11 protein-coding genes, 1 other RNA gene and 1 other annotated feature are annotated in these 12,861 nt (G+C 42.8%); of the genes, 6 read left to right on the plus strand and 6 right to left on the minus strand.

The window, feature by feature from the left end; genetic code table 11:
• Window positions 1-43 precede the first annotated feature (43 nt).
• The gene (locus NFR43_RS05445; RefSeq protein ID WP_275087104.1) at window positions 44-2,704 is read right to left on the minus strand and encodes a valine--tRNA ligase; all 2,661 of its coding nucleotides are present in this window, start codon (window positions 2,702-2,704) and stop codon (window positions 44-46) included.
• 43 nt (window positions 2,705-2,747) lie between these two features.
• Window positions 2,748-2,956 (minus strand) — a binding site (T-box leader).
• 40 nt (window positions 2,957-2,996) lie between these two features.
• A complete protein-coding gene (tpx, locus tag NFR43_RS05450; protein ID WP_251547232.1) occupies window positions 2,997-3,491 on the minus strand; it encodes a thiol peroxidase in 495 nt (164 codons plus the stop codon).
• A 116-nt stretch (window positions 3,492-3,607) separates the two neighbouring features.
• Here tpx and NFR43_RS05455 point away from each other — a divergent pair, with 116 nt between their 5' ends.
• Window positions 3,608-3,976, plus strand: a complete 369-nt coding sequence (locus NFR43_RS05455; protein WP_251547234.1) for a DUF1304 domain-containing protein — start codon at window positions 3,608-3,610, stop codon at window positions 3,974-3,976.
• A gap of 135 nt (window positions 3,977-4,111) precedes the next feature.
• Here NFR43_RS05455 and thiI read toward each other — a convergent pair whose 3' ends face one another.
• From thiI to ezrA, 3 genes are all read right to left on the minus strand, one after another.
• Complete coding sequence (thiI, locus tag NFR43_RS05460; RefSeq protein ID WP_251547236.1) at window positions 4,112-5,332, minus strand: tRNA uracil 4-sulfurtransferase ThiI; 1,221 nt, start codon at window positions 5,330-5,332, stop codon at window positions 4,112-4,114.
• A gap of 9 nt (window positions 5,333-5,341) precedes the next feature.
• Window positions 5,342-6,490 (minus strand): cysteine desulfurase family protein, encoded by a 1,149-nt coding sequence (locus tag NFR43_RS05465; RefSeq protein ID WP_251547238.1) that lies wholly within the window; start codon window positions 6,488-6,490, stop codon window positions 5,342-5,344.
• 109 nt (window positions 6,491-6,599) lie between these two features.
• Window positions 6,600-8,303: a septation ring formation regulator EzrA gene (gene ezrA / locus NFR43_RS05470; protein ID WP_251547240.1), complete on the minus strand. Its 1,704-nt coding sequence runs from the start codon at window positions 8,301-8,303 to the stop codon at window positions 6,600-6,602.
• Between the two features lie 346 nt (window positions 8,304-8,649).
• Here ezrA and rpsD point away from each other — a divergent pair, with 346 nt between their 5' ends.
• From rpsD to NFR43_RS05495, 5 genes are all read left to right on the plus strand, one after another.
• Window positions 8,650-9,258 carry a 30S ribosomal protein S4 gene (gene rpsD / locus NFR43_RS05475; protein ID WP_251547248.1) on the plus strand — a complete coding sequence of 203 codons (609 nt, stop codon included), beginning with the start codon at window positions 8,650-8,652 and terminating at the stop codon, window positions 9,256-9,258.
• A gap of 88 nt (window positions 9,259-9,346) precedes the next feature.
• Window positions 9,347-9,814: a YueI family protein gene (locus NFR43_RS05480; RefSeq protein WP_251547250.1), complete on the plus strand. Its 468-nt coding sequence runs from the start codon at window positions 9,347-9,349 to the stop codon at window positions 9,812-9,814.
• Window positions 9,815-9,850: 36 nt separating this feature from the next.
• A complete protein-coding gene (locus NFR43_RS05485) occupies window positions 9,851-11,107 on the plus strand; it encodes a replication-associated recombination protein A (RefSeq protein ID WP_251547598.1) in 1,257 nt (418 codons plus the stop codon).
• Between the two features lie 38 nt (window positions 11,108-11,145).
• Window positions 11,146-11,331: non-coding RNA, 6S RNA (gene ssrS, locus NFR43_RS05490), on the plus strand.
• Window positions 11,332-11,439: 108 nt separating this feature from the next.
• Entirely contained in the window at window positions 11,440-11,925 is a 486-nt protein-coding gene (locus NFR43_RS05495; RefSeq protein ID WP_251547252.1) for a universal stress protein, read from the plus strand.
• A 71-nt stretch (window positions 11,926-11,996) separates the two neighbouring features.
• On the opposite strand, the gene NFR43_RS05500 is transcribed toward NFR43_RS05495, so the two are convergent.
• Window positions 11,997-12,818, minus strand: coding sequence for a helix-turn-helix domain-containing protein (locus tag NFR43_RS05500; protein ID WP_251547253.1), 822 nt, complete (start codon window positions 12,816-12,818; stop codon window positions 11,997-11,999).
• Window positions 12,819-12,861 lie beyond the last annotated feature (43 nt).

A 12,861-nucleotide genomic window follows, 5' to 3' on the forward strand; every position in this document is an offset into this window, starting at 1 on the left:
GAGGTGTCGAACCCTTAGATTCGCCACCTCTCAATTGATCAATTTATGCATTATTTAAAGATGCCAACCGTTCTTCGGCAGCGGTCAGCTTTTGTTGCCATTCAGCAGCTTTTTTCCGTTCCTCTGCAACAACCTGTTCGGGAGCGTTTTGAACGAATTTTTCGTTCCCTAACTTCTTAGTTGAGCGAGTAACTTCATTTTGCAATTTGGCAATTTCTTTTTGCATCTTGGCCTTTTCTTCTTCTAAGTCAACTAATTCGGCCATTGGAATATAAACCGTGGCCCCAGTCAAAATGCCACTCATTGCTAACTTGGGTACTTCAATTTCTGTCGCAATTGTTAATTCAGCTGGGTGACAGAACCGTTCGATGTAGTCTTCATTGTCTTTAAAGATCTCACCTAATTTTTCTGTATCGACCTTAATTAACATATTAACTGGCTTGGATAATGGAGCACCAGCGTCATTTCTGATCGCACGAACCGCTTTAATGAGATCAATTAAATCACCCATTTGTTCCACGGCACTTGGATCATCCAATTCAGCATGAGTTACTGGATATTCACTGATCATAATGGACTTACCTTCATGCGGCATGGCTTGCCACAATTGTTCAGTGACAAATGGCATGATTGGGTGAATTAATTTCAAGGTTTGGTCCAAAACGTACCCCAGAATATTCTTGGTATCAGTCTGTTCTTCAACGGTCCCATTCGTCAACTTTTCCTTGGACATTTCAATGTACCAATCACAGAAGTCGTTCCAGATAAAGTTGTACAGGGCCCGACCTGCTTCACCAAATTCAAACTTCTCAAATTGAGCATTGACTTGCTTAACCGTGGCATTAAGTTTTGCTAAAACCCAGCGGTCAGCTAAATCCCACTTGCTCTTATCAGGCAGAACCGGTGCTTTATCCATCCCATCTAAGTTCATGATGACATACCGGCTGGCATTCCAGATCTTGTTAATGAAGTTCCACGCCGCATCCATCTTCTTATAGGAGAACCGGATATCTTGGCCAGGAGTCGAACCAGTAACTAAGAACCACCGCAGGGCATCAACACCGTACTTTTGAATAACATCCATCGGATCAATTCCGTTACCAAGAGACTTACTCATCTTGCGACCTTGTTCGTCACGAATTAACCCATGCAAGAGAACGTTCTTAAATGGTGCCTTACCGGTAAACTCAAGTGATTGGAAAATCATTCTTGAAACCCAGAAAAAGATAATGTCATAACCAGTAACTAAGGTACTGGTTGGGAAGTACCGTTGGTAATCTGGAGCATCCGTATCTGGCCAGCCCATCGTTGAGAATGGCCACAAAGCACTAGAGAACCAAGTATCCAAGACATCCTTATCTTGTTCCCAATTTTCCGCATCCTTTGGTGCTTCCATGCCAACGTACATCTCACCAGTCTGCTTATTATACCAAGCTGGAATCCGGTGTCCCCACCATAGTTGACGGGAAATGACCCAATCATGAATGTTTTCCATCCATTGCGTGAAAGTATGTTCGAACCGCCCAGGGATGAAATTAACCCGGTCAGGTGTTTCTTGGTTTTTCAAAGCTGCTTCTGCTAATGGTTTCATCTTAACAAACCATTGGGTCGAAAGCCGTGCTTCCACTTGCACACCAGTCCGCTCCGAATGACCAACCGAGTGAACAATTGGATCAATCTTCAACATGTAGCCTTGGTCTTGGAGATCCTTCACCATTGCTTTACGGGCTTCGAAACGATCCATCCCTTCATATTTACCAGCATTCTCATTCATCGATGCATCTTCATTCATCGTATTGAGTTCTGGTAAGTTATGTCGCTTGCCGACCTTAAAGTCGTTTGGATCATGAGCTGGTGTAATCTTCACCATCCCAGTTCCAAAATCAGGGGTAACATAATCATCAGCAATGATTTCGATTTCCCGATCAACAAGAGGAACCCGAACGTGCTTACCGACCAAGTCCTTGTAACGTTCATCATGCGGATTAACTGCAACGGCTTCATCACCAAACATGGTTTCTGGCCGCGTCGTTGCAATTTCAATGTAATCCTTGCCATTGAAGGTCGTTCCGTCAGTAAATGGGTACTTGACGTGATAAAAGGCACCTTTATCATCTTTGTGGATAACTTCAATATCCGAAAGTGCTGTTCGGGCTTGCGGATCCCAATTAATAATGTAGGTCCCCCGGTAAATCAGCCCTTTATTATACAAGTCAACAAAGACTTTCCGGACAGCCTTGTTTAAGCCTTCGTCCAGGGTGAACCGTTCCCGATCGTAATCAACGGAAATGCCCATTTTAGCCCACTGTTTGTGAATAATGTCAGCATATTCGTCCTTCCAGTCCCAAACTTGTTGCACAAACTTTTCCCGTCCAAGGTCATATCGGGAAATACCCTGTTCACGTAACCGTGCTTCCACCTTCGCTTGAGTAGCAATCCCGGCGTGATCCATCCCTGGCAGCCACAAAACATCGTAGCCTTGCATCCGCTTCTGACGAATAATAATGTCTTGAAGCGTTGTATCCCAGGCATGGCCTAGGTGAAGCTTACCAGTGACGTTCGGCGGTGGAATAACAATGGAATATGGATGGGCCTTTTTATCGCCACTTGGCTTAAAGAAGCCATTTTCATCCCACCATTGATAACGCCCGTTTTCAACGGCGGCTGGATCAAATTTGGTTGACATTTCTTTCTTATCTGCCATAATCTAACTCCCTTTCATAATGGTAAACAAAAAGCCCGTCCTATAATAGGACGAGCTTACTCGCGGTACCACCTAAATTAAGATGTTGAAATAACACCTTCACTCTTCATTAGATAACGGGAATGACCCGGGCTAACCTACTACAAAAGTTCAATTAACCTGCTCGCGAGCTACTATCAAGATCACTGGACCCTTTCACCGACTAGCCCTCTCTGTAAATACGATCTCTCATTTCTCGGTCTCTGCTTTAATGCTGTTATCATACGCTACTTTGCCAAAAAGCGTCAAGCCTTTATCGCAACTTTTTTAGTTCGGCTAAAGCCGTCTCATAATCTGGCTCATCCGTTAGTTCATTGACAATTTCACGGTAGACAATTTTACCATCCTGGTCAATAACCCATACTGAGCGGGCGAGCACTCCTTCATCTGGAATTAACAAATTCATGGCATAGCCAAATGACTGCTCATGGTCCGAAACTAATTGGATATTTTTCACACCCTCAGCCGCACACCAATTTTGTTGTTCGGCAACTGGATTAGTAGAAATGGTCAAGAAATTAACTCCGGAAAAATCATCCATCTTTTGATTAAACTTTTTCGTTTGTAAGCTGCAAACTGACGTATTGATATCCGGAACAACGCTTAATAGGGTCGGCTTGCCAAACAGAAAACGGGTCTTGACCTTTTGGTTGTCACGATCAAACACCTTAAAGTGAGGTAATTCTTCACCAACGACTGGTGGATTACCAACTAACTGCCGTTTTTCACCATTAATTGTAATTTCCATGAAAGTTCACTCCTTTGTAGCTAACTAACTTGAATTATCAATAGTATACCAAAATTCCATTAGAATTCACTAACCAATCATATATAATTGATAGCCAAAGAGAGGAGTCATGAAAAATGCAAATTATCGCACTATGCCTGGTAGTTATTGTTGGGGTTGAACACCTGGGCATTATGCTTTTGGAAATGTTTGGCCGACCAACGCAACAGGCACGGGCCTTTGACCTCAACCTTGAGTTTATTGAACAAGCAGAAACCCAGGTAATGCTTAAAAACCAAGGGATTTATAACGGAATGTTAGGCTTGGCATTATTGATCAGTTTTTTGACTTTTAATGGCCGTTACTTACTGACAGTTCAATTACTATTTCTAGCCATTATTGTAATCGTCGCCTTATACGGCGGTTGTACCGCCACACGTAAAATCTGGTTAATTCAGATGTTACCGGCCCTTCTAGCAGCCATCGCTGTTAGTCTCTTGATTTAAAATGGATCCCCTTGCGGGAAAGCAACAATGGGCTCCAACATCCGGTAAAACCGAATGTTGGAGCCCATTGTTGTACTACGCTGTTCGTGTTACAGCGATCTTTCAGGGATTATGTTACAACCCCAATTATTAAATTTAAAGAAGTTCAGCAAAGACATCTTCGTTTTGATTCAAAAACTCTTCCCCTGCATGAATTCTCGTAATCTTAATTCCAGCTAAGGCGCGTTGCATCAAACCATCAATGTCTAAAACCTGTTCATACTTTTGTGCTCGATCAATGCGTGGCTTCGTTTTTGGTGAAGGCGGTGTGAAAACAGTACAACAATCCTCATAAGGAAGGATCGATAAATCGTAAGTATCGATTTCTTCAGCGATCTTAATAATTTCCGTTTTATCGTAAGACAAGACCGGACGGAGAACAGGTAGATTCGTGACCTCTTCAATCGTTCGCATACTTTCCATCGTTTGCGAAGCAACCTGCCCTAACGACTCACCATTAAAGATCGCCAGACCCTTCCGACGATTGGCTAGTTCCACCGCTAGACGCAACATGAACCGTCGCTGAACTGTCATCAAATAGCCTTCGGGAACCTTTTCCTTAACGGTTTCTTGAATCTCAGTAAATGGCACTTCGATAAAATTAATGCTTCCACAATAATTGGCTAACTTACCTGTCAACTCTTTTGCCTTTGCCAACGCTTGTTCACTAGTGTAGGGTGGACTATAAAAGTGAACCATTTCTAGTGAAACACCCCGTTTCATGGCCAAATAGGCAGCTACAGGAGAGTCAATTCCCCCAGAAAGCATCATCATTCCCTTGCCAGCGGTGCCAACCGGCAGGCCACCAGCACCTTTAATCACTTCACTACTGAGGTAGATTCCATCCAAACGAATCTCAACCCAAACAGTCACTGCAGGCTGATGAACATCAACCTTCAACAACTCAGGGAAGGCCTCTAATAAATCAGCCCCCAACTGACGGTTCATTTGAAAAGTATCCATTTCAAAATGATGGTCACTGCGTTTAGTTTCCACCTTAAAAGTTGTTGGTTTCGAAACTTGATCAGCAATTAATGCAGTCGCTGCCTTGACCACTGCAGAATAATCCTTAGCAACTTTGACCACCGGTGAAAAGGTTTGAATTCCAAAGACCATCTTTAAATGATCCATTACTTGGACACTATTCTCACCGTTGAGAATTACGTGCAGTCGATCGGCTTTGGGATGAACCTTAACGTTTGGGAATTGATGCAAGGCATCCCGAACATTGGTCCCTAAGCGCTCAATAAAATGGCGCTTATTATGTCCCTTGGTGGATAATTCACCATAACGGACCATAATTTCATCGTATTGCATAACAGCCTCCTAATCGATAATTTTCTTAAAACCAGCATAAAGTTCATCAAATACCTGGTTAAACTTTTCAGCCTCTGCGAGCGTATTTTGATCACCTAAGCTAATCCGGACAGCACATTCAGCCACGTTTTGTGGTACTTTCATTGCGGCTAGTGTGCTAGCTTCAGTATCCTTCTTTGATGAGCAGGCACTCGTCGTGGAGAGGTAAATTTCGTGTTCTTCAAACGCATGAACGACCGTTTCCCCACGAACCCCAACGATCGCAAAACACAACACATGAGCTGCAAAGCCATCATCAGCTTTTGAAAAAACTTTGACATGAGGAAATTCGCTCAGGTGCTGAATGATCTTTTCTTTAATCGTCTTTTCACGCTGTACCGTTGCCGCTTCATTTTCCTTCATTAAGCGAATTGCTTTAGCCATCGCGGCATCACCAGGAGTGTTTTCGGTACCACCCCGCAGCCCTTGTTCTTGGCCGCCACCATCAATTAGTGGGGCAATTTGCCGACTACTCTTTTTATAAACAAAGCCAGTGCCCCGGGGAGCATGAAACTTATGACCAGAAAAGGTTGCAAAATCAACGCGGTCGCTGAAGACAATATCATCCAATCCCTTACCAATTGCCTGAACCGCATCCACCATAAAGTGAATCCGGGGATGGTCTTTCAGAATTTCTCCGACCTCAGCAATCGGTTGAATTGTCCCAATTTCATTATTCACGGCCATAATGGAAACCAAAATGGTATCAGGACGAATGGCGGCCTTAACGTCTGCTGGATTAATGCGTCCTTCGTCATCCACTGGTAGATAAGTAACTTCAAACCCGAGTTGCTCTAATTGGTGCATTGAATTTCTAACCGCCGCATGTTCAACGGAACTCGTAATAATATGCTTACCAAATTCTCGTTTGGCCAGTGCAGTTCCTTTAATAACCCAATTATCACCTTCACTACCACCACTCGTGAAGATAATTTCTCCCGGTTTGACGTGGAAAAGTTGCGCGATTTGTTGACGTGACTGTTGAAGGAGGTTCCATGAAGTTTCACCCAGTTGATGTAAACTTGATGGATTCCCCCATATTTTTTGGCTCACAGTATCATACGTTTGTAACACTTCTGGGCTCACTTGGGTCGTCGCACTGTTGTCAAAATAAATCAACCTGTCGTCCTCCTCTAAAAATCAATAATCATCGTTCGATTATAACAGACTTAGCTTACTAATGGTAACTAAAAACGATTTACACCGTTTTTTATGGTGCAAATCGTGACTAACTATTTTTGACACTTTGATAGTAGTCCTGCTCGATTCGTTTGAACGAACCTGCTTCAGCCTCTTCCAGGGCTGTCCCAATTGTTTCCAAAGCCGTTGAATACTCGTTCCTTTCAAACAAATCCTGGGCCTTTTGGATTGCCTTATCAATCGTCTCGTTATCAGTGCTCAAGCGGTTGGCATATTGGATCAGCCGTTCCGTCAACGCTGCACTGTCGCGCAGGTTATCCGTTTTCTCCTGCAGATTTTCTAAATCATCCTGAACAATCAGCAATTGTTTAGTAATATCTTCCATATTAATTTGTGGTTGATTCATCGCTTCAGAAAGCTTACTAATTTCATCACTTACAACAAAGAAATAATCCAAATAATCTTGTGGAATACCGGGAAGATTCAAAGCTTCTACATGCCGTTTAATGGTCCGAATTTCTGTGATAAATTTTTGCAATGCCTTACGGGCCCGTGTCTCATCAGTCTGCAACCCTGCAACGCCATCATTAACACTCTGTTGTTGCTTCTCTATTTCCGTAAGGTTCTCTTCTAGTTCTTGATAGTGTGCGCGGATCACACTATAAACTGCCGTCTGCTCCTTAATCGATTGAGTGTCATCCTGACATTGTTTGGCAATTTCTTTCAATTGTTCATCTAATTGCCGAGTATCTGCAATTTCGTCATTATTCAATGTATAACTATTACTCAACCGCTGTAATTCAGTCATTAGAATCATGTTTTGCTTTTGAGCATGTTCCAGATGTGAACTGATCTTTGGCTGATCCTTAAGTACGTAAGGCTTTGCATCAATTTCCTGTTGCATGACCTCGTAAAGATGATCAATTTTTGCCGCTAACTCTTTATTGGCTGCTTTAACGGGTTGGGGATTCAGATTAGCCAATTTTTTTAAAGCCATTTGTCGTTCTGACTCTAGATCATCAATCTGTTGTTCCAAATTCTCTTCAGTAAAGTGATAATGAGCCTTAACTAAATCTGCATAACCAGACTTCAATTCCTTTAATTGATCCGGAAAGATGGCATAAAGCGGCCGATATAATTCAGGAATTTCATCAATCATGGTTTGGAAATCACTTGTTTGTTCCTGTAAATCATTCAACAGTTCCTGGGCCGCCTCATGATCACCCTCATGGGTAACTTCGGAAAAATGTTCATACTTTTTTTCTAAGTTAACGAGGCGTTGCTGTAGTTCTTTTTGGCTCTCCCCATAATCAAATGCCTTTTCATCCAAGATTCGGCCAAATTTATTATATTGTTGTCGTAATTCTTTAATTGCGTTCGTTTGTGTTTCCACTGCTTGATTAAGTTGATCAATACTAGCTTCCAACTGCCGTTGAATTGTTAGCAAATGATCAACTAATTGACGCAAGTCATTAACATCAGAACTGGTATTGAGCACATTTTTGCTATGAAGATTACTTTGGATCTGCTTGACTAATTTTTCAGCCTTTTGATAGTCAGGCATAAACTGTTTATCATACTGCTCGCGAAGACTGGTGAACTTTTTTAATGATTCACCCATTAAACCTTCCAGTCGTTCAGATGACAATTCCTCTTCTAATTTAGTCTGCTCTAACGTTTTAATTTGCTGGTCTAACCCTTTCACCAGTGTCTGCACCCGCCGCTGATAGAAAAAGATCACCACCAGGACAATCAAAGCAATGACAAGAATTCCAATTAAAATTTGCAACATATCAAAAACCTACCTCAACCCAGATTAATTCAGAATGAATTTTCAAATTTTATTATAGCATAAAAGACATTATGGAACTGTTTGTTCTTTATTACTAGGTAAAAAAGATTTTGCCGACATTTTCAAAAATTCACAATCTCTCATTGACTACGCATTAGTATTTATAGTAAGATATTTCTTGTGTAAAATAATGCAGCAGTGAGGAGCAAGCTCGTCAACATAGTAATGCCATCATGGTGTTTCTAGTAACCCAGCTGCGAGGGCGAACGATCCAATTACTATGCACGAATGTGACCTTACAATCGGCTTATTTTACTCCAACAAATTATATTGGAGGAATTTATTTATGTCTCGTTATACTGGTCCAAGTTGGCGTTTATCACGTCGTCTTGGTGTTTCACTTTCAGGTACTGGTAAGGAATTAGCTCGTCGGCCATACGCTCCTGGTGACCATGGAAATGATCGTCGTGGCAGCTTATCCGAATACGGTACGCAACTTCGTGAAAAGCAAAAGCTGCGTTTCATGTATGGTTTGACTGAGCGTCAATTCCGGAACCTCTTCAAGCGCGCTGGTAAGATCAAGGAAGGTACTCACGGTACTAACTTCATGGTTCTGCTTGAACGTCGTCTTGACAACATGGTTTACCGTTTAGGTTTGGCAACTACTCGTCGTCAAGCTCGTCAATTAGTAAACCACGGTCACATCACTGTTGATGGCAAGCGTGTTGACATTCCATCATACGAAGTCGCCGTTGGCCAAGTAATTGGTGTTCGTGAAAAGTCCAAGGATTTAGACATCATCAAGAACGCTGTAGATGCAGTTGTGGCTCGTCCTTCATACGTTGACTTTGATGCCGACAAACTTGAAGGTAAGTTGGTTCGTCTTCCAGCACGTGAAGATATGAACGCTGACATCGACGAATCACTTGTCGTCGAATTCTACCACACCCTGTAATATCAAATATATTACATCCAAAGATCGGGATCCTTTCCCGATCTTTTTTGTTACAATTGTTCTAGTACTTCAAAGGAGGTCGGCTTGTATGGCAGATAATAAATCAAATATTGACCAAAGAATTCAAAATAGTGTTTATGGGACACCCAAAATCAAACCTGATGAACAGCGGCGCTATATGGGAACTTTCCGTGAACGAGTTTGGCTGACCATCACGGTCGCCGAAGCAAAACAACGTGACTGGTCCAACGAATTGCAAACAGAACTAACGGCTCATCCTGATAGTTTAGTAATTATTAACGGCAATATTAGTGATCAATTTACTCGGCCATACTTAATGGTGGCAAACACCACTAGCACCCAGTTTACAATCAAAACCGGTGCTGAAACTAAAACGGCTGATGACAACTTCGCGGTTGTGGTGACTGACCATAAGGCCGTCTACCAATCACCAGTTGATGTCGCCAAAAAATACGGCCACTCCCAACCAGCTTCTGACGAAACCAGCACCCCGACCCAACCATCATTTTTCAAACGACTTTTTCATTTAAAATAATAAGGAGGATTCACTTTGGAACCACTAGCGTACCGAATGCGGCCTCGAAATCTCGCAGAAGTTGTTGGTCAACAACACCTCGTTGGCGAGGGAAAAATCATTTGGCGAATGGTCAAGGCAAAAATGCTTTCATCAATGATTTTGTATGGGCCACCAGGAACTGGTAAAACTAGCATTGCGAGTGCCATCGCTGGCTCAACTAAGTATGCCTTTCGTAAATTAAACGCTGCCACTGATTCAAAGAATGATCTCCAGGTGGTTGCCGAAGAAGCAAAGATGAGTGGCACCGTGATCCTTTTATTAGACGAAATTCACCGCTTAGATAAGGCGAAGCAAGATTTCCTTTTACCCCATCTAGAAAGTGGCAAAATCGTGTTGATTGGTGCCACAACAGAAAATCCATATATTAATATTAACCCGGCGATTCGCAGCCGAACCCAGATCTTTGAGGTCCACCCTTTGTCGATTGACGATATGAAAATCGCTATCGACCGGGCAATTATTGATCCAGAGCGGGGGCTCGGCAATTTGCCGATTTCAATCGATGATGACGCAAAAACCCAACTGGTGACCGCTACTAATGGCGACCTCCGGAGCGCCTTAAACGGACTGGAATTAGCGGCTAAATCCACACCACAAAGCGCAGCGGGAAAAATTCACCTAACCCTCCCGATTATTGAGGAAAGCGTTCAAAAGCGCAACCTTGTCGCTGACAAAAATGGCGATGGCCATTATGATACCGTTTCTGCCTTTCAGAAATCAATTCGTGGCAGCGACGTCGATGCTGCCTTGCATTATCTCGCACGATTGATCGATGCTGGCGATCTGCCAAGCATCGCTAGGCGGCTCAGCGTTATTGCCTATGAAGATGTTGGTCTCGCAAATCCGCCGGCATGTGCTCGGACGATTTTGGCCATTCAAGCAGCCGAACGACTTGGCTTCCCGGAGGGGCGAATTCCCCTGGCAAATGCAGTAATTGAACTTTGTCTGTCGCCCAAGTCAAATTCTGCCATGTCAGCAATTGATGCCGCTCTGGATCGTCTCCATCAGGGCCATTATGGGAATATCCCCAACCACCTGAAGGATGCGCATTATAAGGGCGCTAGTCAATTGGGACATGGTAACAACTACCAGTACCCACACGACTTTCCTGAAGATTGGGTCCGCCAGCAATACCTTCCAGACCCAATCAAAAATGACCGCTACTACCAGCCAAAGGATAACGGTAAATTTGAGGCCGCTTATGGTCGGCAATACCGCGCTCTTTTGAAAGCACAACGTCACCCAAAGTGATTGCAGATTGGTGATCATTATGCTACGATTTACTTAGGGAAATTCTGTTGTGTACGCTTTGTCCATCTCGCAGGTTTGCCTTACAACCATTTGTATCGGGATCAATGTTAGTATTGTGGACAACATGCCTTTTCACTCGGTAGTTGAAAGTAATACGCTAGATCCCACCTGTCTTAACTACAGGTCAACACTGTCGGATAAATAACGGCATAAACGGAGTTTTCTTTTAATTGATTATTAATGGGATGTCAGTTGCTGGCATCCTTTTTTGTTTTACGGATGCTTCTAAAATGGTGTAGAATGATAGTATCAATGTACAGGAGGTTGTTATCATGGTTGTACAACAATACCGGCGGATCCTGGTTCCAGTTGATGGATCTGAAGAAGCCGAATTAGCTTTTAAAAAGTCTGTGGCGGTTGCCAAGCGAAATGGTTCAGAAACCGAATTACACCTACTCCACGTAATCGATACCCGGGCTTTCCAAAACATTTCTAGTTTTGACAGTTCAATGGTTGAACAAGTTACTAAAACTGCTAAGGAAACGTTAGATGAATACATCGACTACGCTAAGAAGCAAGGCGTTGACCACGTCAGCTACACGATCGAATATGGTGCCCCAAAGACCATCATTGCTCGTGATGTTCCGAAAAAATTAAACGCTGACCTAATTATGATCGGGGCCACTGGTTTAAATGCCGTTGAACGGATCTTAATTGGTTCTGTCACCGAATTTGTTACTCGGACTGCCGTTTGTGATGTCATGGTCATCCGGACGAATCTTGACAATCAACCAGTCCCAGTTTCCAAGAAAAAATAACTAAAACTGCAAACGCAAAAGAAGCGCAACTACTGGGGTTGCGCTTCTTTTGCGTTTTATGTTCAGTTAGTCTAACCAATTTTCTCTGTTAATTCACGATCATCCGCTGCAATGGCGACATCACGGGCAATTTGCAAGGATTCACTAGCTGCTTGACGTTGACCACCAACAATTTGGGCCTGGGAAATCAAGTAATAGTAGTTGTCTAATAAGAAGAAAGATTCGTTTTCACGGCAGATCTTAATCCCGCGCTTAGCCATTTCAATGGCATCTTTCCATTGCTTCAAATTGATATACAATTCAGCAATATTACGGTAAATCACTTGCCACTGCCGTTGGCCACCAGTCATTTGCTTCTCATCAATCAGATCCACAGCCCGTTGAACAAATTTCAGAGCTCGAGCCCGATTACGCAACTTTTCGTAAGCCATTGCCATGCCCACTGTCGTCAACGCCCAATAGATATTCGCACTCATGGTGGAGAACTGCGTTAAAATTAATTCAAAATTGAAAATTGCTTCATCAACCTGGTCGGTTTTAACTTGGTACATCCCTACTAAGTAGTAATAACGCTGCTTATCAAACTCGTTTTCAAGGTTTTTGACGCGAATTTTCGCGAGCATCTGTTTAGCCGTGTCAAACTCCTCATGAACAATTGCATTCTCAATTTGATCAAACGTATTCGTCATCGAATTGTCATCGTCTTCGACAATGTCACTAACGTTAATGTCCAACCGTGCACAAATGGCGGTCAAAATATTCATTTTAGGAATCCGATCCTGCTTTTCCATCAAACTAATCGTTGCTTGAGTACAAATACCTACAGATAAGGCAGTTTGCGATAAGCCACGTTTACGTCGAATATTACGTAGTTTTTCACCCTTTAGTTTCATAGTACCCTTCCTCACATTAAATTATCTTGCGATTACTTTTCAA

Origin of the sequence: Limosilactobacillus caecicola (genome assembly GCF_943192935.1) — a bacterium.
Classification (GTDB): Bacteria; Bacillota; Bacilli; order Lactobacillales; family Lactobacillaceae; genus Limosilactobacillus; species Limosilactobacillus caecicola.